Annotated in this window: 15 protein-coding genes and 3 tRNA genes; all 18 read right to left on the bottom strand. The window is 61.3% G+C overall.

Annotation, left to right across the window (positions count from 1 at the left end):
- Nucleotides 1-152 precede the first annotated feature (152 nt).
- Entirely contained in the window at nucleotides 153-2,567 is a 2,415-nt protein-coding gene (locus F8N62_RS00165) for a TonB-dependent receptor (protein WP_150709175.1), read from the bottom strand.
- Nucleotides 2,568-2,634: 67 nt separating this feature from the next.
- Nucleotides 2,635-3,579 (bottom strand): FecR domain-containing protein, encoded by a 945-nt coding sequence (locus F8N62_RS00160; protein WP_150709174.1) that lies wholly within the window; start codon nucleotides 3,577-3,579, stop codon nucleotides 2,635-2,637.
- Nucleotides 3,576-4,085, bottom strand: coding sequence for a sigma-70 family RNA polymerase sigma factor (locus F8N62_RS00155; RefSeq protein WP_150709173.1), 510 nt, complete (start codon nucleotides 4,083-4,085; stop codon nucleotides 3,576-3,578). Before F8N62_RS00155 ends, F8N62_RS00160 begins: the two co-directional genes overlap by 4 nt.
- Before the next feature lie 366 nt (nucleotides 4,086-4,451).
- Nucleotides 4,452-4,528: transfer RNA gene (locus F8N62_RS00150), tRNA-Asp, on the bottom strand.
- A 94-nt stretch (nucleotides 4,529-4,622) separates the two neighbouring features.
- Nucleotides 4,623-4,699 (bottom strand) — tRNA-Asp (locus F8N62_RS00145).
- A 54-nt stretch (nucleotides 4,700-4,753) separates the two neighbouring features.
- Nucleotides 4,754-4,829: transfer RNA gene (locus F8N62_RS00140), tRNA-Val, on the bottom strand.
- 224 nt (nucleotides 4,830-5,053) lie between these two features.
- Entirely contained in the window at nucleotides 5,054-5,830 is a 777-nt protein-coding gene (locus tag F8N62_RS00135) for an SDR family oxidoreductase (protein WP_150709172.1), read from the bottom strand.
- Nucleotides 5,827-7,038, bottom strand: coding sequence for an O-succinylhomoserine sulfhydrylase (locus tag F8N62_RS00130; RefSeq protein WP_150709171.1), 1,212 nt, complete (start codon nucleotides 7,036-7,038; stop codon nucleotides 5,827-5,829). The genes F8N62_RS00135 and F8N62_RS00130 overlap by 4 nt, the downstream gene beginning before the upstream one ends.
- A gap of 64 nt (nucleotides 7,039-7,102) precedes the next feature.
- Complete coding sequence (gene purF, locus F8N62_RS00125) at nucleotides 7,103-8,608, bottom strand: amidophosphoribosyltransferase (protein WP_007935163.1); 1,506 nt, start codon at nucleotides 8,606-8,608, stop codon at nucleotides 7,103-7,105.
- A 41-nt stretch (nucleotides 8,609-8,649) separates the two neighbouring features.
- A complete protein-coding gene (locus F8N62_RS00120; RefSeq protein WP_150709170.1) occupies nucleotides 8,650-9,210 on the bottom strand; it encodes a CvpA family protein in 561 nt (186 codons plus the stop codon).
- A gap of 99 nt (nucleotides 9,211-9,309) precedes the next feature.
- A complete protein-coding gene (locus tag F8N62_RS00115; protein ID WP_150709169.1) occupies nucleotides 9,310-9,990 on the bottom strand; it encodes an SPOR domain-containing protein in 681 nt (226 codons plus the stop codon).
- Nucleotides 9,974-11,281: a bifunctional tetrahydrofolate synthase/dihydrofolate synthase gene (folC, locus tag F8N62_RS00110; RefSeq protein WP_150709168.1), complete on the bottom strand. Its 1,308-nt coding sequence runs from the start codon at nucleotides 11,279-11,281 to the stop codon at nucleotides 9,974-9,976. The genes F8N62_RS00115 and folC overlap by 17 nt, the downstream gene beginning before the upstream one ends.
- Nucleotides 11,278-12,198 carry an acetyl-CoA carboxylase, carboxyltransferase subunit beta gene (gene accD, locus F8N62_RS00105; protein WP_150709167.1) on the bottom strand — a complete coding sequence of 307 codons (921 nt, stop codon included), beginning with the start codon at nucleotides 12,196-12,198 and terminating at the stop codon, nucleotides 11,278-11,280. The genes folC and accD overlap by 4 nt, the downstream gene beginning before the upstream one ends.
- Nucleotides 12,199-12,380: 182 nt before the next feature.
- Nucleotides 12,381-13,001, bottom strand: coding sequence for a phosphoribosylanthranilate isomerase (locus F8N62_RS00100; protein ID WP_150709166.1), 621 nt, complete (start codon nucleotides 12,999-13,001; stop codon nucleotides 12,381-12,383).
- Nucleotides 13,002-13,064: 63 nt separating this feature from the next.
- Complete coding sequence (truA, locus tag F8N62_RS00095) at nucleotides 13,065-13,919, bottom strand: tRNA pseudouridine(38-40) synthase TruA (RefSeq protein WP_412071960.1); 855 nt, start codon at nucleotides 13,917-13,919, stop codon at nucleotides 13,065-13,067.
- A gap of 260 nt (nucleotides 13,920-14,179) precedes the next feature.
- A complete protein-coding gene (locus F8N62_RS00090) occupies nucleotides 14,180-16,840 on the bottom strand; it encodes a FimV/HubP family polar landmark protein (RefSeq protein WP_150709165.1) in 2,661 nt (886 codons plus the stop codon).
- 207 nt (nucleotides 16,841-17,047) lie between these two features.
- Complete coding sequence (locus F8N62_RS00085) at nucleotides 17,048-18,058, bottom strand: aspartate-semialdehyde dehydrogenase (RefSeq protein ID WP_150709164.1); 1,011 nt, start codon at nucleotides 18,056-18,058, stop codon at nucleotides 17,048-17,050.
- 214 nt (nucleotides 18,059-18,272) lie between these two features.
- Nucleotides 18,273-19,385, bottom strand: coding sequence for an aspartate-semialdehyde dehydrogenase (asd, locus tag F8N62_RS00080; RefSeq protein WP_150709163.1), 1,113 nt, complete (start codon nucleotides 19,383-19,385; stop codon nucleotides 18,273-18,275).
- Nucleotides 19,386-19,413: the final 28 nt, after the last annotated feature.

Genomic DNA, 19,413 nt, shown 5'->3' with positions numbered 1-19,413 from the left:
CCGTGGCGGATTGGCAGTCTGAGCCTTGGGGCGGTGATGCTGATGTCGCCTTCGCGAGCAAGCTCGCTCCCACAGTTGATTTGCATGCAACTCCGGTCAAGTGTGGGAGCGAGCTTGCTCGCGAAGGCGTCAGTTCATTTCAAGGAGAGGCTTCAGAAATCAACGGTCGCCGACAGCAGGTAGGTGCGTGGCGTCGAGAGCGTCAAGCCTGGCTCACTGTCATCCGAGGCACCGGCGGAACTCCAGTAGCGTTTGTCCGCCACGTTCTCGATATTGGCGCGCAGGGTGATGTTCTTGTCCTCGACCTTGAACGCATAACGCGCGCCCACGTCGAAACGCTCCCAGGAATCGATTTCCTTATTGTTGGACTGGTCCAGGTACTGCGAACTCGAATAGAGGCCGCGACTGGTCAGGGTCAGGCCCTGCACGGTCGGCACGTCCCACTCGGCGCCGAGGTTGACGTTGTATTTGGGCGTGGCCGGCGCGCGGTTGCCGTCGAAGGTGCCGTTGGTGGTGTGGGTCAACTCGCTGTCGATGTACATCACGCCGCCAAGCAGGCGGAAACCGGCGAGCGGTTCACCGAACACGGTCACTTCCACACCGTCGTTCTGCCGCTTGCCGTTCGGGCCGAAGACCCGCGTCGTGGCGTTGGTTTCGTACGCTGGCTGCTTGATCCGGAACACCGCCGCCGTCACGGCGAACGCCCCCGCGTCATACTTGGCGCCGACCTCAACCTGGCGGCTGACGAATGTCGGGAAGATTTCGTCCTCGTTGATCGAGGTCGACGGTGCGATCTTGCCCTGGCTCAGGCCTTCCATGTAGTTGGCATACACCGACAGCTTATCGGTGGCCTTGAACAGAATGCCTCCCGACGGCGAGACTTTTTCCTCATCGTAGGCCGTGTCGCCTTTGACGTTGTCCGTCCAGTCATCGACCTTGACCCGCTGCCAGCGCGCACCCAGCGTCAGCAGCAGCCGATCGTCGAAGAAGCCCAGCGTGTCGGACAGCGCCACGCCGCTGAAGCGGTTCTCGGTGTAGACCTTCGAATCGAGTCGAGTCGGCCGGACCGGCGTCGGTGTTTCCACCGGGTTGTAGAGGTTGCTGGGGGCCGCGGCATAACGGGCGCCGCCATTTTCGAAGTCCATGTAGAAATAGCTGGCCGCCAGGTTGACCTCATGGCTCACCGGGCCGGTATGAAACCAGTTACGCACCCCCGCCGTCGCCGTCCGGACATTTTCGTCGCGGGTGAAGTCACGCGGCTGCACGCTGAAATCACCGGCATTGTTGGTGACTGCAACGGCATGCCGCAGGAAGTCATGATTGCTTTTGCGCGCGCCGACACCGCCGTACAGCATCACCGAATCGCTGACATCGAATTCGCCGTTGACCGTGCCGAAGGTGTCGTTGGTGCTGGCCTTGCTCCAGGGCTGCGCATAGTTGTCGCGCACGTCGTTGGCATTTGGCACTTTCGCATTGGCACCGACCTGCACGCGCTCCTGCGGCGCATCGGTATCGCGCTCGGTGCGCCCGAAGTCAGTCGACAGGCGCAAACGCTCACCGCGAAAGTCCAGGCCCAGCACAGCCATCTCGCGATCGACATTCTGGTGATCCCATTCAGTGTCACCGGACTGCTTCACCCCGTTGAATCGAAGTCCGAACTTATTGTCCTCGCCGAAGCGTCTACCGATATCCACGGCGCCGCCGACCTGGCTGTCGGACGCGTAATTGCCGGTGAACGAAGTGATGGGCTTGTCAGTCGCGTGCTTGGGCACCACGTTGATCCCGCCACCGACGCTGCCCCGGGGCGAGATGCCGTTGATCAGCTGGCTCGGGCCCTTGATGATGTCGACGCGGTCGGCCATCTCCATGTCGATGGTGTAAGTCGGCAGCACGCCGTAAAGACCGTTGAAGGCGACATCACTGTTGAACAGGCTGAAGCCGCGAATGGTGAACTGCTCGTAACGGCCGCCCGCCGGGTTGGTGGCGCGCACCGACGGATCGCTGGCGATCAGGTCGCCCAGAGTCCGCGCCTGCAAGTTCTGCACTGCCTCACTGGTGTAGGTGGTCATGCTGAACGGCGTTTCCATGAAATCCTTCGAGCCCAGCAAACCTTGCGAACCACGGCGCGCCACCTGGCCACCGGCATACGCTTCGCCATCCGCCGAGCCGGTCGCGCCGAGAATCGACGTGGGGGCCAGTTGCAGGCTGCTTCCTTCCGGGGCCGGGGTCAGAATGTACGCTTGCTCGCCCACCGGTTGCAGTTGCAGGCCGGAACCCTTCAACAGTCGCGCAAAGCCCTCCTCGACCGCGAACTCACCGGAGAGACCGGAACTGCTGCGACCGCTGACCAGTGCCGGATCCACCGAAAGATTGACGCCCGACAGGCCGGCGAACCGGGTCAGCGCATCACTCAGGCTGCCGGCGGGCACCTGATACTGCCGGCGGCCAGTGTCCTCGGCCCAACTGGTGGTGACAAACATCGGACTGGCGCTCAAACCCAACAACAGGCTCAGGTGCAACAACGGACGCAGACGGAAGGAAGCCGGGCGTGGAAAGGCGGTGGGCATTGAATTTACTCTCTTGATTCGTTCACATGCCTTGAATGACAAGCGAGTCGAAAAAAGGGGACAGGCTTCACACACTATTTTTGCGCGGCAGCAACGTGACCCAGTAACGGGTTCGGGAATGCACCTCCAGCGGCAGGCTGGCCGCGAGCAATGCGAGGACGCGATCAGTGTCGTCCACACGGAAACTGCCGGTGACGCTCAGCGTTTCCAGCTCCGGCTCCCAACGCAGAACGCCGGGGCGGTACGCACTCAGCTCCCGGAGGAAATCGCCCAGCGGTTGATTGTTCGCCATCAGCACACCTTCGCGCCAACCGGGAGCAAGCGCATCGAATGGCGTGATCGATCCGGCGCCTGAAACTTGCAGGCTGACCTGCTGACCTCCGCGCAACAGCAGGGCAGGCCCGTGCAGGGGTTGTACCGATACGGATCCGTTGAACACCGACACCCGGCAGCCGTGGGCATCCTGACGAACGCAGACTTCGCTTTGGCTGACGACGACACTTGCGAACTTCGTGTGGATCGTCAGCGGCGACGTACCCGCCACCTTCAGCGACATTTCACCCTCTATCAACTTCAGCCGGCGGTTGTGCATATCCACATCAACGGCGCTGGCGGTGTTGAGTTGCAAGGCACTGCCATCGCCGAGCTGCACCTTTTTGCGCTCGCCGGTGGCGGTGTGCAGGTCGGCACGCCAGACATCCAGCGGCAGTTGTCGGCTGATCAGCCAGGCCGTCGGCACCAGCGCCACCGCTCCCAACGCGCGCTTGAGCAACACGCGTCGCCCCTGATCCGGTCGATCCAGACTGCTCAGTGCCAGCGCCGAAGGCAGATCGGCGAAACGCTGGCGCAAGGCTTGAGCCTTCTGCCAGGCCTGCTCGTGACTGGCGCACGCATCGCGCCAACGCTGCAAATTAGCCCGATCCTGCTCATTGGCGCCGCCTGACTCCAGCAGCGCAAGCCACTGCGCGGCGGCACGGACTGCCTGCCGGGCATCGCTGGCCTGACTGTTCACAGGTCCACCAGCAGGCAATGCTCATAGGCTTGGGCCATGTAGCGTTTAATCGTGCGCTCGGACACCCGCAGACGCTCGGCGATTTGCTGGTAATTCAAGCCTTCGAGCTGACTCCACAGAAACGCCCGCCGCACTGCCCTAGGCAATCCATCAAGCAGTTCATCCAGGGCTTGCAGGGTTTCCAGCCATAGCCAGCGCTGTTCAGGGGATGGCGCGCACGCTTCGGGCATCGACGCCAACGCGGCCAGATAGGCCTGTTCCAGGCTGCGGCGCTGGTAGAAATTACTCAGCAGGCGCTTGCCCACGGTCAGCAGATAGGCACGGGGCTCTTGCAGGTCGGCGATCCGCTGGGAGCTGGCGAGCAGACGCACGAACGTATCCTGGCTCAGGTCTGCGGCATCACAGCCGTTGCCAAGGCGTCTTCGCAACCAGTCTTCCAGCCAGCCACGGTGATCGCGGTACAGGTCGTGAAGGGTTTGCTCCTTCGGCATCGCTGCATCACTCATCTGGAAGCCCTGTGCCAAGGAGTTATCGTAAATGAGAGTGATTCTAATTAATGTTGATGCCGCGAAGGAAGCGCTTTCTGCGCCGACCGGGCAGAAAGGTGTGAATCGTGAAACCACCCCCCTGTAGGAGCGAGCTTGCTCGCGAAAAACGCCAACGATGACGCAGCACTTCTGTAAGCCCGCGCCGTCTGAACGTTTTTCGCGAGCAAGCTCGCTCCTACAGGGGGGCGGGGTTTCAGTTAGGGGAACGCTGAATCGCAGACACAAAAAACCCCGGTCTTTCGACCAGGGTCTTTGCTATCGACTCGAATAAGCCAGTGGCTTTCTTCGTAGCTTCAAGGCGTTCAGTGGGCCTTGAGGCAGATATGGCGCAGCGGACGGGACTCGAACCCGCGACCCCCGGCGTGACAGGCCGGTATTCTAACCGACTGAACTACCGCTGCGTATCGCTTTGGACTTGCGTCCAGGTAACTCGTCTGACTGGAAAGCTTCGAGGCTTTTCAATCTCGAACCAGTTAAAAACTGACTCGGTAAATATGGCGCAGCGGACGGGACTCGAACCCGCGACCCCCGGCGTGACAGGCCGGTATTCTAACCGACTGAACTACCGCTGCGCGTCGGTGGAGGCTTTTCAGCTTCCCTCTTGCTTTCGCAAGACTCTCAAGAAGTGGTGGGTGATGACGGGATCGAACCGCCGACATTCTGCTTGTAAGGCAGACGCTCTCCCAGCTGAGCTAATCACCCTTTGCTTCTCTGAGGCCGCGAAATTTACGCAGGTAACGAACCTAAGTCAATAGCAGGATTGAAGTTTTTCCGAGAAAGACAAAAATACTTCATTCCTGACAATGTCGGCTTTTGACAGACCGCATTCGCGAGCAGGCTCGCTCCCACATTGAAACGCGGCGCCCCTGTCGGAGCGAGCCTGCTCGCGAAGACGGCAGCACATTCAATACCAGTGCTGGATCCTGCTACTCGCTGTAAATCATCTTCTTGGTCATGCCACCATCGACCACAAACTCCTGCCCGGTAACAAACCCGGCATTCTTCGACAACAACCACGCCACCATCGCCGCAACGTCTTCGACCGTCCCCACCCTGCCCGCCGGATGCTGCGCGTGGTCGGCATCGGTGAGCGGCTCGGCACGTCTCACGACGGGATCCCGCGCATCGATCCAACCCGGGCTCACAGCATTGACGCGAATCTCCGGCCCGAGGCTGATCGCCAGCGCGTGAGTCAACGCCAACAGGCCGCCCTTGCTCGCCGCGTAGGCCTCCGTGTCGGGTTCTGACTGACCGGCGCGGGTCGAGGCCAGATTGACGATCGCACCACTGTGAGCGCGCAGGTATGGCGCACAATGCTTGGCTAATAACATCGGCCCGCTGAGGTTCACCGCCAGCACCCGATTCCAGTACGCCAGATCGAGACTTTCCAGGGTGATGTTGTGCGGATCAGCCACGGCAGCGTTGCACACCAGCGCATCCAGACGCCCGAACTGTCCCAGCACTTCGGCAACACCCAGCGCCACCTGCCCTTCGTTCGACACGTCCATGGCGATGAACCAGGCATTGTCGCCCAGCACTTTCGCCACTTTTGAACCGCGCACCCTATCCAGGTCCGTCAGTACCACCTGCCAGCCTTCGCTGATCAGCCAAGCGGCGATCCCCAGCCCTATGCCCCGTGCTGCACCGGTCACCACTGCAACGCGGCCATTGGCACCGGAGGTCGGCGTGGACAACTCGATCACAAGGCCGCCAACCCACGCGACAGATCGGCCTGCAGGTCGGCCACGTCTTCCAGGCCTACCGCCACCCGGATCAGGCTGTCGCGAATGCCCGCCGCTTCACGCTCTTGCGGCGCCAGACGACCGTGAGAGGTGGTGCTCGGGTGAGTGATGGTGGTTTTGCTGTCGCCAAGGTTGGCGGTGATCGAAATCAAACGGGTCGCATCGATAAAGCGCCACGCGCCCTCTTTGCCGCCCTTGACCTCGAAACTCACCACGGCGCCGAAGCCTTTCTGCTGACGCAAGGCCAGTTCGTGCTGCGGATGGCTCTTGAGGCCGGCGTAATGGACTTTCTCGATACCGTCCTGCTGCTCCAGCCACTCGGCCAGTTGCTGCGCGTTGGCGCAATGCGCCTTCATCCGCAGGCTCAGGGTTTCCAGGCCTTTGAGGAAGATCCAGGCGTTGAACGGGCTCAGGGTTGGCCCGGCGGTACGCAGGAAACCGACGATTTCTTTCATCTGCTCGCTGCGACCGGCGACGACACCGCCCATGCAACGACCCTGGCCGTCAATGAACTTGGTCGCCGAGTGCACGACGATGTCCGCACCCATCTTCAGCGGCTGCTGCAATGCCGGCGTGCAGAAGCAGTTGTCGACTACCAGCATCGCGCCTTTGGCGTGGGCGATTTTCGCCAGTTCGGCGATGTCCACCAGCTCGGCCAGCGGATTGGACGGAGACTCGACGAACAGTAATTTGGTGTTGGCCTTGATCGCCGCCTCCCAACCGGACAAATCCGCCAGAGGCACGTAATCGACTTCGATGCCGAAGCGTTTGAAGTATTTCTCGAACAGGCTGATGGTTGAACCGAAGACGCTGCGCGAGACCAGCACATGGTCGCCCGCGCTACACAGGCTCATCACCACTGCCATGATCGCAGCCATGCCGGTGGCGGTGGCGACCGCTTGCTCGGCGCTTTCCAGCGCGGCGATGCGTTCTTCGAACGCGCGCACGGTCGGGTTGGTGTAACGCGAGTAGACGTTGCCCGGTACTTCCCCGGCAAAACGCGCCGCTGCGTCGGCGGCGGTGCGGAACACGTAGCTGGACGTGAAGAACATCGGCTCACCGTGTTCGCCTTCCGGCGTGCGGTGCTGACCGGCGCGAACGGCCAGGGTATCGAACGCTACGCCTTCGAGGTCGCTGTCCAGCCGACCGGCATCCCAATCCTGACTCATGCTGTCACTCCTTGCCTTGCTCTTTTAGTAGATACAAAACCGGCCCCTCAGGGCCGGTAGTTACTCAGTTGTTATACAGATCAATGATCGCGCTGACCGCCTGCGTCTTGACCTTGGAGGCATCGTTGCGTGCCTGCTCGATCTTGTTCAGGTACGCCTCGTCGACGTCGCCGGTGACGTACTGGCCGTCGAACACCGCGCAATCGAACTTGTCGATCTTGATCTTGCCGCCACCGACCGCTTCGATCAAGTCAGGCAAGTCCTGATAGATCAGCCAGTCAGCGCCGATCAGGTCAGCAACGTCCTGGGTCGAACGATTGTGGGCGATCAGCTCGTGAGCGCTCGGCATGTCGATCCCGTAGACGTTCGGGTAGCGAACGGCCGGTGCCGCCGAGCAGAAATACACGTTTTTCGCGCCGGCTTCGCGAGCCATCTGGATGATCTGCTTGCAGGTGGTGCCGCGCACGATCGAGTCGTCCACCAGCATCACGTTCTTGCCGCGAAATTCCAGCTCGATGGCGTTGAGCTTCTGGCGTACGGATTTTTTCCGTGCGGCCTGGCCCGGCATGATGAAGGTCCGGCCGATGTAGCGGTTCTTCACGAAGCCTTCGCGGAACTTGACGCCCAGGTGGTTCGCCAGCTCCAGGGCTGCGGTGCGGCTGGTGTCCGGAATCGGGATGACCACGTCGATGTCGTGATCCGGACGCTCGCGCAGGATCTTCTCGGCCAGCTTCTCACCCATGCGCAGACGGGCTTTGTACACCGAGACGCCATCGATGATCGAATCCGGACGCGCCAGGTAGACGTGTTCGAAGATGCACGGGGTCAGGGACGGGTTGGTCGCGCACTGGCGGGTGTGCAGCTTGCCGTCTTCAGTGATGTAGACCGCTTCGCCCGGGGCGAGGTCGCGGATCAGGGTGAAACCGAGCACGTCCAGGGACACGCTTTCGGAAGCGATCATGTACTCGACGCCTTCGTCGGTGTGACGCTGGCCGAAAACGATCGGGCGGATGCCGTGCGGGTCGCGGAAACCGACGATGCCGTAACCGGTGACCATCGCCACGACGGCGTAGCCACCGACGCAACGGTTGTGCACGTCAGTGACGGCAGCGAACACGTCTTCTTCGGTCGGCTGCAACTTGCCGCGCTGGGCCAGCTCGTGCGCAAACACGTTGAGCAGCACTTCCGAGTCGGAATTGGTGTTGACGTGGCGCAGGTCAGATTCGTAAATCTCCTTGGCCAGCTGTTCAACGTTGGTCAGGTTACCGTTGTGCGCCAAGGTGATGCCGTAAGGCGAGTTGACGTAAAACGGTTGAGCTTCGGCCGAAGTCGAGCTGCCTGCGGTCGGGTAACGCACATGGCCAATGCCCATGTGGCCGACCAGGCGCTGCATGTGACGCTGATGGAACACGTCACGCACCAGGCCATTGTCCTTGCGCAGGAATAACCGGCCGTCATGGCTGGTCACGATACCGGCAGCGTCCTGGCCGCGGTGCTGGAGGACGGTTAGCGCGTCATACAGCGCCTGATTGACGTTCGACTTACCGACGATACCGACGATGCCACACATGCGACGCAACCCCTACTTAATGGATCTGAACTGAACACAACTCACTGAGGCGTTTTGGCCATCGGCAAGAGGTGTTCCTTGAACGGTATCTCAGCGGGTACGCTGATACCGCTGGCCAGCCACTGACTGCTCCACCCGAGGATCAGGTTTTTGGACCAGTCTGCAACCAATAGAAATTTTGGCACGAGTTGCGACTGTTGCCACCACCCGTCCTGCTGTACCGGCCCCAGGCTCAACAGCCCGACCGCCACGACCACCAGCAACACGCCACGCGCGGCGCCGAAGGCCATGCCGAGGAATCGATCGGTCCCGGACAAGCCGGTGACGCGAACCAATTCGCCGATAAGATAATTGATCATTGCGCCTACGATCAGCGTGGCGACAAACATAATTGCGCAGCCCGCGATCACGCGGGCCGAAGGTGTTTCGATGTATCCGGCGAGGTATTCGGACAATGCACCACCGAACATCCAGGCGACGACTCCTGCGATGATCCAGGTCACCAGCGATAACGCTTCTTTGACGAAGCCGCGGCTCAGACTGATCAATGCGGAGATGGCGATGATTGCAACGATCGCCCAGTCAACCCAGGTAAATGGCACAGTGCAGCCTACAGACGGATAAGGCGGCGCATTTTAGCAGAGCCCATGCTTATCGGTAAGCTGCGATTGTCAGTGCATTTCAAATCGGGGCGATAGTTTTTAACCGCGCTCAGGCTGGAAGCGCACGACAAAACCCTTGAGGTTCTGCTGCCGGTTCAACAAGTCACGCAGACGATCGGCTTCTGCCCGCTCGATCAGCGGCCCGACGAACACCCGATTCTTGCCGTCCGCGGTGCGAATGTAGGCGTTGTAGCCTTGGCTGCGCAGGGTTTTTTGCAGGTTTTCCGCACTGGCGCGATTCGACAGGCTGGCCAGTTGCACCGACCAGCTGACCGACAGGCCATTGGCATCGACGCGGCTTTGCGTGGTGTCAGGTTTGCCGGGGGTGGCAGTGATTGGCTGGCTCGGCGCGGTCGTGGGTTTGCTCACCGGAGCCGGTGCCGGCGGTGGCGTTACCGGTTTCGTGGCGGGCGCAGGCGCTGGAACGACTGGCGCAGCCGGGACAGTCGGTGCGATCGGCATCGCCGGCTCTTCTTGCTGCGCGATGTCGTCATCGCTCGGCACCGGTTCCTGGGGCAAGGCTTGCGGCTCAGGCACGACCACCGGCTCAACCTGCACTTGCGGCACCGAGGGCGCCTGCGGTGCTGCCGGCGCTTCGACCGTGACCTGGCGCTGTTCGTCCTGACGGGAAAACAGCATCGGCAGGAAAATCACTGCCAGCGCCACCAGTACCAGGGCGCCGACCATGCGTTGTTTGTAGGCCTTATCCAGCAATGCCATTTGCCGCTTCCTCCGTGGAGCGCCGGGCCAGCCATTCAAGGGCCTCGGCGACACAATAAAATGATCCGAACAACAGAATCTCGTCGTCGCTCGTCGCTTGCGCGCACTGCCCTTCCAGGGCGGCGGCCACGCTGTCATAGGACGTTACCGACGCACCAAGGTTCTGCAACACCCGGTGCAAATCGGCAACCGGTCGCGCCCGCGGTGAATCCAGCGGTGCGACAGCCCAGTGCTGGACACTAGCATTCAATTCGCCGACAACACCATCCAGATCCTTGTCCGCCAGCAATCCAAACACCGCCAGGCGCTTGCCAATGGGTGGGCGACTGGCCAGACGACGAGCCAGATACTCGGCGGCGTGGGGGTTATGCCCGACATCCAGCAACAGATTCAGGCGCTTGCCCTGCCAGTCGAACTCACGGCGATCGAGGCGACCGACCACCCGCGTGGCTTTCAACGCATCAATGATCTGCGCGTCCACCCACGGCAGACCGAGCAGCAGATAGGCCTGCAGCGCGAGCGCGGCGTTTTCCATCGGCAAATCGAGCAACGGCAGACCGTGCAGCTCAACGACCTGCCCTTGAGCGTCGACACCGCGCCATTGCCAGTCGTGATCGGTCACACCGAGGTCAAAATCGCGCCCACGCAGGAAAAACGGGCAAGCCAGCTCGCGCACTTTATCCAGCAGAGGTTGTGGAGGATTCAGATCGCCACAGAGCGCAGGCGCGCCCTGGCGGAAGATGCCGGCTTTCTCGTAAGCCACGGATTCACGGGTGTCGCCCAGGTAATCCGCGTGATCAACGCCGATGCTGGTGACCAGCGCCATGTCAGCGTCCACCACGTTGACCGTGTCCAGACGCCCGCCCAGACCGACTTCCAGGACCACGGCATCCAACGCTGACCGTTGAAACAGCCAGAACGCCGCCAGCGTGCCCATCTCGAAATACGTCAGGGACGTGTCGCCACGACCGGCCTCTACCGCAGCAAAGGCCTCGCACAGCTCGGCATCAGTCGCTTCGACGCCATTGACCTGCACCCGCTCGTTGTAACGCAGCAAGTGTGGAGAGTTGTAGACACCCACCTTCAGACCCTGCGCCCGCAGCAACGAAGCCACGAAGGCGCAGGTAGAACCCTTGCCGTTGGTGCCAGTGACCGTGATCACCCGAGGGGCCGGCTTGCCCAGTCCCATGCGGGACGCTACCTGTTGCGAGCGCTCAAGGCCCATGTCGATGGCCGAAGGGTGCAACTGCTCAAGGTAGGCGAGCCACTCGCCAAGGGTGCGTTGGGTCATATGTTTGCAGGCACCGGCGGAACCACGATTGGCTCGATAGGCGCGGCGACGAATTTTGGCGTCGGCTTGCCGGTCAGTTGCGCCAGCAGGTTACCCAGACGCGGACGCAGCTCCTGACGGTGAATGATCATGTCGATCGCGCCATGCTCCAGCAGGAACTCGCTGCGCTGGAAGCCTTCCGGCAGTTTTTCGCGAACAGTCTGCTCGATTACGCGCGGACCGGCGAAGCCGATCAGGGCTTTCGGCTCGCCGACGATCACGTCGCCAAGCATCGCCAGGCTGGCGGAAACGCCGCCGTAGACCGGGTCGGTCAACACCGAGATGAACGGAATGCCTTCTTCACGCAGACGCGCCAGCACCGCCGAGGTCTTGGCCATTTGCATCAGGGAAATCAGGGCTTCCTGCATCCGCGCACCACCGGAAGCGGCGAAGCAGATCATCGGGCATTTGTTTTCCAGCGCGTAGTTGGCGGCGCGAACAAAACGCTCACCGACGATGGCGCCCATGGAACCGCCCATGAAGGAGAACTCAAAGGCCGAGACCACCACTGGCATGCCCAGCAAGGTGCCGCTCATCGAGATCAATGCATCTTTTTCGCCCGTCTGCTTTTGCGCGGCAACCAGGCGATCCTTGTATTTCTTGCCGTCACGGAATTTCAGACGGTCAACCGGCTCCAGGTCCGCGCCCAGCTCGTTGCGGCCTTCGGCGTCGAGGAAAATGTCAATGCGGGCGCGGGCGCCGATACGCATGTGGTGGTTGCACTTGGGGCAAACGTCCAGGGTCTTTTCCAGCTCCGGACGATACAGCACAGCCTCGCAAGACGGGCATTTGTGCCACAGACCTTCAGGCACCGAGCTCTTCTTGACCTCGGAACGCATGATCGAAGGGATCAGTTTGTCTACTAACCAGTTGCTCATGCTTTCTTTCTCCAGTACCGGCGGCCCGAACGCTCTGGTTCGCAGCCCCGCGTATGCCCTTGAGCTAAATTCATGTGTGTGGCGATGATTGAAGGGAGGCCGGATCAGCTAAACGTGACCTGCGTACACCCCAAAAACCCTCAGCCATGCCTGTGGACGGCGGCAGTGTGCCAGCCGTCACATCAAGTAACGCGTACCGCTTTAATGAACGCCTGAATCTTTGCGTGATCCTTGATGCCCTTGCTCGCCTCTACCCCGCCGCTGACGTCTACGGCATAAGGCCGAACCCGTGCAATCGCTTCAGCGACGTTATCCGGCGTCAAGCCACCCGCCAGAATGATCGGTTTGCTCAAGCCTTGCGGTATCAAAGACCAGTCGAACGCTTCGCCGGTTCCGCCCGGTATGCCTTCAACGTAGGCGTCGAGCAGGATACCGCTGGCGCTCGGAAATGCATCGCATGCCGCGGCGATATCGTCACCGGCCTTGACCCGCAGCGCCTTGATGTACGGCCGATGCCAGCCCTCGCAATCGGCGGCGGTTTCGTCGCCATGGAACTGCAACAGGTCCAGCGGCACGGCGTCGAGCAATTCGCCCAACTCGCAGCGGCTGGCGTTGACGAACAAACCCACGGTAGTAACAAACGGCGGCAGCGCCTTGATGATGTCGCGCGCCTGCTGAAACGTTACGGCCCGCGGGCTCTTGGCGTAAAACACAAACCCAATGGCGTCCGCCCCGGCCTCGACTGCCGCCAACGCATCTTCTATGCAGGTAATCCCGCAAATCTTGCTGCGAACGGCTGACATGTCGATAAAACCCCAAGGCAAATCCGAGAAAGTCCCGGATGGTAACAAATGCGTTCGAGGGCGTCAGCCGTCAAGTTCGGCGAAACCGGTGAGGAAGTGTGGGCCGATGTAACGCTCAGGCAATTCGAACTCGTCGCGGTACTCGACCTGCACCAGATACAGGCCATAGGGATGCGCCGTCACCCCGCCGGAACGCCGGATGCGGCTCTCCAGCACTTCTTTCATCCACGCCACCGGACGCTCGCCGGCGCCGATGGTCATCAGCACGCCGGCGATGTTACGCACCATGTGGTGCAGGAAGGCGCTGGCGCGAATGTCCAGCACGATCATCTTGCCGTGGCGGGTGACGCGCAGATGATGCAGTTCCTTGATCGGCGATTTGGCTTGGCACTGACCCGCGCGAAAAGCACTGAAATCGTGGGTGCCGACCAGGTACTGCGCGGCCTCGGCCATGCGCTCGACGTCGAGGGGGCGGTGGTTCCAGGTAATTTCTTCGTTCAGGTGCGCCGGTCGGATCTGATCGTTGTAGATCACGTAGCGATAGCGCCGGGCGATGGCCTTGAACCGTGCGTGAAAATGCGCCGGCATGACCTTGGCCCAACTGACACTGACATCGTGGGGCAAATTGATGTTGGCACCCATGACCCAGGCTTTCATCGAACGCTCGACCTGCGTGTCGAAGTGCACCACCTGACCGCAGGCGTGCACGCCGGCATCTGTGCGCCCGGCGCAGAGCAGCGACACCGGCGAGTCGGCGACTTTGGACAAGGCCTTTTCCAGGGTTTCCTGCACGGTGAGCACGCCGGACGCCTGACGCTGCCAGCCGCGATAACGCGAGCCTTTGTATTCAACGCCCAGGGCGATCCGGAAAAAGCCGTCGGCTGCCAGTTCGGCGGCCGGGTTATCTATATTTGCCAAGGAGTGACAGCCTGCTGAGGTACGCAAAGGCGGGCATTATAAGGCTGTGAGTCGGGGATGCCAGTGCAACCGTCAGAACTGTGTTGAAGGTGATGACCCCTTCGCGAGCAGGCTCGCTCCCACAGGGTTTTTGCGCTGCCCACAAAACCCGTGGGAGCGAGCCTGCTCGCGAAAGCGGCGGGACAGACACCCTCACAGCCGGCGCAAACAAAAACGGCAGCCTCACCGGGCTGCCGTTTTGTTTACGCCTTATCGATCACTCAAGCCAGTCGCGAAAGCATTTCCTCGGCTTCGCTCTTCTGACCCGCATCACCTTCGGTCACCACCTCATTGAGGATGTCCCGAGCGCCGTCGGCGTCGCCCATGTCGATGTAGGCCTGGGCCAGATCGAGCTTGGTGGCGACTTCATCGGTGCCTGAGAGGAAATCGAATTCCGGCTCATCCGCCGCAGAGGCCAATGCATCTTCTGCGGTGAAAGTCGGCTCGCCCATGCTCTGGGACAGACGATCCAGCTCGGCGTTGACGTCATCCAGTTCGGCCGCAAAAGCATCCGGCGCGTCAGGCGCGTCCATTTCATCGGCCAGCGACAAGTCGAAATCGGCGGGCAACTCGAGATCGTCCAGCGCCACTTCAGGGACAGGCGGTACTTCAGCCGCAGGTAGGTCCTTGACGTCGTCGTCCAGGCTCAAGAGGAAATCGTCTTCAGCGAGGGTCGCCGGCGAAGGATTGCCACCGAGATCCATGTCCAGATCGAAGTCTGAGAGGTCGTCGAGGTTTTCCTTGATTTCAGTCTGCTGTTGCAGCACCGACTCAAAGCTCAGGTCGTCGTCCAGCGGAAACTCGTCGAGCTCGGCCAAGGATTCTGGCTCGGGCGCGGGCTCTGGAACTACGACTGCAGGCGAGGCCGTTTCCAAGTCGTCCAGACTCAGATCGAACGCGCTGTCGAAGTCATCATCGGCCAGTGTCGGTGCCGGTTCTTCCGGCTCGTCCATCAACAGGTCCTTGACGTACTGGGCGTCGAGTTCGGCAGCGATGGCCGCCGCCGCCAAACCACCGGCGATAACCGCCATGGCCGGAAAACGGCTTTTCAGCTCTTCCACACGGGCGAAGTTTTCACCGTTGGCTACCAGTTGACGCTCTTGGGCCACAAATGCATCGCGATCACCCTGCTGACCGTAGACTTCCATCAATTTCAGCCGCAGGTCACTGCGCTGAGGCTCCTGCTTGATGCCATCTTCGAGCAAGGCTGCGGCCTGATTCAGACGACCGGCAGCGAGGTGCGACTGCGCCTTGGTCAGCACGTCGTCATCGGGATGGCCCGCGGGCGAGACCAGCGGTGCGGCGATTGGCGGTGTCACCACCACGGGCGCAATAATCGGGGCGGGAGCCGGGGTTGGCTCCGGCTCGGGGGTCGGAGGGGTCGGAGGGGTCGCGAGTTTCACGCTCGGCGGCGGCACTTCCAGGCCTTCGAAACTGCTTTCCGGCAAGTCCTGATGAACAGAGAATTCCTGCTCTTCGGACAAGGCACGGGCCATGCGCAGGTGTTTCTCTGCTTCCTGCTGGGCCTTGCGGCGACGGGCCAGCAACAACAGCAACAGCAGCAGAACCACCGCACCGCCGCCGACCAGACCCAATAGCACCGGATTCGTCAGCAGGTCATTGAATTTTTGCTCGTCGGACGCTGCAGGTGTCGGCTCGACCGGAGCCGGCGCGGCCTCAGGAGTGGCCGCCGTCGGAGCCGGCGTTACCGGCGCTGTTTCGGCAGGCGCAGCTTCGGGTGCTGGCGCAGGACTCGGCGTCAGTTCGGCCGAAACGACTGGAGTTGTCCCCGCATCGGCAGCCGGTGCCTCAGGTATAGCCGCAGCACCCGCTGCGCCTTCAGCCTGCAACTTGGCCAGTTGATTGTTCTTCAGTTCGATCAGCCGCTGCAGCTTGTCCATCTGACTCTGCAGGTCGGTCATGCGGCTTTTCAGCTCAGCGTTGTCACGACGGGTGGTATCGAGGCTTTCCTTGGTCACGGCCAGCCTGTTCTTCGCGTCGCCTGCGGCGCCTTTGCCCGTCTTGCCGGACTCGCCAGAGATCAGGCTCAGATTGTCCTTGGCGGGTTGCGCAGGAGCGCCATCAGCGCGAGGGCGCTTGGTGGCGTCGAGTTGCTGCTGCCCTGCCCCCGGCTTCGCCACATAGCGACGACCTTGACGCCACGCGGTGTTCTGCGCGGCGACTTCAGCAATGGCCTTGGGTTGCGGCAACGCGGCGCTTTGTGCCTGATCCGGCAAGCGCAGGACCTGACCGGTTTTCAGCAAGTTGATGTTGCCGTTGATGAACGCATCCGGGTTCAGCGCCTGGATCGCCAGCATGGTTTGCTGAATCGAGCCGCCGTTACGCGCCTTCGCGGCGATTTCCCACAAAGTATCGCGCGGCGTAGTGGTGTATTCGGTGGGTTTGGTCGCGCCGGTGACCGGGGCGGTGACCGCCTGAGTCGGTGCCGGTTGCGCCGCCGCGTCAGCGGTTTGCGGCGAGAATTTCGATGGATCGAGCAGCACGCTGTAATCGCGCAACAGGCGACCATTGGGCCACGTCACCTGAACCAGAAATTTGAACATCGGTTCGGACAGCGGCTTGCTGGACGTCACGCGCAGAATGCTTTTGCCACTGGGGTTGAGCACCGGGGTGAAGCTCAAGTCATTTAGAAATGCCTGACGGTCGACACCGGCCCGGATGAAATCTTCCGGATACGCAAGGCTCGGCACCACTTCGGCCGCGGTGAGATCCTTGACGTCGAGCAGCTCGATTTCTGCATCCAGCGGCTGGTTCACCGACGACTTCAGGGTCAGTTCCCCGAGTCCGAGGGCATGCGCCATACCGGAGGACAGCGCCGAGGCGGCCGCTATTGCTAACACCAGTTTGCGAACTTGAACCATAGCCTCATCCTTTGTTTGAACATTCCTCGGCCAGCGAGAAGGTGTTGATAGTCGCTGCCGTAAGGCATTGCGCGCGGCGGCGAAGGGTCGCCGCGCGCGATCATTTCTTTCATGCCCGGAAAGCCCCGCAGGGCGGCTCGCCATCAGCAATCTGGCCAAGCATAGCGCCCGGCGAGAATCATTCTGCAAATTGTGTCCAAGTATCTTTTACAGCAGGTCTTTTATCAACAATTCGGCGACCTGCACAGCATTGAGCGCCGCGCCTTTGCGTACGTTATCTGACGTCAGCCACATATTTAGTTCCGACGGGTCGTCGATTCCCGCGCGAACCCGACCGACGTAGACCACGTCCTGCCCTACCGCATCGCCGACAGCCGTAGGGTAATCGCCGGCTTCCACCAGCTCGATACCCGGAGCGTCTTCCAGCGCTTCGTTGATTTTCGCCAAGTCCACATCGCTACCGGACTGCAAGGTCACGTTAAAGCTATCGCCAAAAAACACCGGGGCTTGAATGCAAGTGACGGAAATCTTTAATAAAGGCAACGCCATGACCTGACGCAGCTCGCGCACCAGGCGTTTTTCCAGCAGCGTATGACCCTGGTCATCCGGCTTGCCGACTTGCGCCAGCAGGTTGAACGCCATCTGCCGATCGAAGAAGGTTGGTTCCAGCGGGCGCACGTTCAGCAGCTCGGCGGTTTGCCGGGCCAGCTCGGTCACGGCTTCGCGCCCCTGGGCAGAGACGGCCAGGCTGGCGGTCAGGTTGATGCGTTGCAGATCAAGCAAACCGAGGAGCGGCGCCAGCACCACGGCCAACGTGGTCGCCGACGGGCTGGGACTGCTGACCTGGAACGGTTTTTTCAGGTTGGCCAGCACCTGGGCATTGGCTTCGGGCACCACTTGCGGCGCCTGATCGGCGGGCAAGGCGCCGGACAGATCGATCAGCGAGCAACCGGCGGCGGTGGCTCGCGAAGCAAAACTCAGGGTCACCGCCGGGCCTGCAGCGAAAAACACCAATTGCACTTTGCTGAAATCGAATTCATCGACCTCACGCACCCGCACGTTCTTGCCGCGAAACGGCACCGAATGCCCGGCGGATTCGCTGCTGGCCAACAGGTGCAGATTGCCCACCGGAAAATCGCGCTCCTCGAGAATCTGCACCAGCGTTTCGCCGACAGTACCGGTGGCGCCGATCACGGCAATATCAAAGGACTGGCTCATGGTTCTACCTCTGGCGAAACGGGGGGAGCGGCACTTTACCGGGTGGGTGGCGGTTCGGCAATTTAGAGCCAAAGATCGCAGCCTTCGGCAGCGCCTACAGTGACCGCGTGCAAACCCGATCCTGTAGGAGCTGCCGAAGGCTGCGATCTTTCCTGAGGCTCAAAAAAAACCCGCGTCTTTTTCAAGACGCGGGTTGTTTTATTGCTTCAATCAATTAACGCTCAAGCAGAATCCGCAGCATGCGACGCAGCGGTTCGGCCGCGCCCCACAGCAGCTGGTCGCCGACGGTGAACGCGCCGACGTATTGCGTGCCCATGTTCAGCTTGCGCAGACGACCCACCGGAACATTCAGGGTGCCGGTGACCTTGGTCGGGCTCAACTCCTGCATGCTGATTTCACGGTTGTTCGGCACCAGTTTGACCCAAGGGTTGTGCTGGCTGATCAGCCCTTCGATGTCGGCGATCGGTACGTCTTTGTTCAGCTTGATGGTCAGCGCCTGGCTGTGGCAGCGCATGGCGCCGACGCGCACGCAGATGCCGTCGACCGGGATCGGGCTCTTGAAGCGGCCGAGGATCTTGTTGGTCTCGGCCTGGGCCTTCCACTCTTCGCGGCTCTGACCGTTCGGCAGTTCCTTGTCGATCCACGGGATCAGGCTGCCGGCCAGCGGTACGCCGAAGTGTTCAGTCGGGTACGCGTCGCTGCGCATGGCTTCGGCAACACGGCGGTCGATGTCGAGGATCGCGCTGGCCGGGTCGGCCAATTGATCGGCGACTGCGCCGTGGGTTACACCCATTTGCTTGATCAGTTCACGCATGTGCTGCGCGCCGCCACCCGAAGCGGCCTGATAGGTCATGGCGCTCATCCACTCCACCAGACCGGCTTCGAACAGACCGCCCAGGCCCATCAGCATCAGGCTGACCGTGCAGTTGCCGCCGATGTAGTTCTTGGTGCCCGCGTCGAGCTGCTGATCGATGACCTTGCGGTTCACCGGGTCCAGCACGATCACCGCGTCGTCCTGCATGCGCAGGCTGGAAGCGGCATCGATCCAGTAACCCTGCCAGCCGGCTTCGCGCAGTTTCGGGAAGACTTCGCTGGTGTAGTCGCCACCCTGACAGGTCAGAATCACGTCGAGGGTTTTCAGCTCTTCAATGCTGTAAGCGTCCTTGAGCGGAGCAATGTCCTTGCCCACGGACGGGCCTTGGCCACCGACATTGGAAGTGGTGAAAAACACCGGCTCGATAAGATCGAAATCCTGCTCTTCCAGCATCCGCTGCATGAGCACGGAACCGACCATACCGCGCCAACCGATCAGACCTACACGTTTCATCGCAACTACACCTTCTTGAAAAGTGGGC

The sequence above is a fragment of the Pseudomonas fluorescens genome (genome assembly GCF_902497785.1).
Lineage (GTDB): Bacteria > Pseudomonadota > Gammaproteobacteria > Pseudomonadales > Pseudomonadaceae > Aquipseudomonas > Aquipseudomonas fluorescens_BO.
The sequence above is the reverse complement of the archived record's forward strand: the minus strand, read 5'-3'. Positions and strand labels throughout refer to the sequence as shown.

Bases quoted from the DNA above. Each gene is read 5' to 3' on its own strand.
- F8N62_RS00090 (WP_150709165.1), bottom strand. From the start codon at position 16,840: ATGGTTCAAGTTCGCAAACTGGTGTTAGCAATAGCGGCCGCCTCGGCG.
- F8N62_RS00115 (WP_150709169.1), bottom strand. From the start codon at position 9,990: ATGGCATTGCTGGATAAGGCCTACAAACAACGCATGGTCGGCGCCCTG.
- F8N62_RS00100 (WP_150709166.1), bottom strand. From the start codon at position 13,001: ATGTCAGCCGTTCGCAGCAAGATTTGCGGGATTACCTGCATAGAAGAT.
- F8N62_RS00165 (WP_150709175.1), bottom strand. From the start codon at position 2,567: ATGCCCACCGCCTTTCCACGCCCGGCTTCCTTCCGTCTGCGTCCGTTG.
- accD (WP_150709167.1), bottom strand. From the start codon at position 12,198: ATGAGCAACTGGTTAGTAGACAAACTGATCCCTTCGATCATGCGTTCC.
- purF (WP_007935163.1), bottom strand. From the start codon at position 8,608: ATGTGTGGCATCGTCGGTATCGTCGGTAAGTCGAACGTCAATCAGGCG.
- F8N62_RS00085 (WP_150709164.1), bottom strand. From the start codon at position 18,058: ATGAGCCAGTCCTTTGATATTGCCGTGATCGGCGCCACCGGTACTGTC.
- asd (WP_150709163.1), bottom strand. From the start codon at position 19,385: ATGAAACGTGTAGGTCTGATCGGTTGGCGCGGTATGGTCGGTTCCGTG.
- F8N62_RS00155 (WP_150709173.1), bottom strand. From the start codon at position 4,085: ATGAGTGATGCAGCGATGCCGAAGGAGCAAACCCTTCACGACCTGTAC.
- folC (WP_150709168.1), bottom strand. From the start codon at position 11,281: ATGACCCAACGCACCCTTGGCGAGTGGCTCGCCTACCTTGAGCAGTTG.
- F8N62_RS00130 (WP_150709171.1), bottom strand. From the start codon at position 7,038: ATGAGTCAGGATTGGGATGCCGGTCGGCTGGACAGCGACCTCGAAGGC.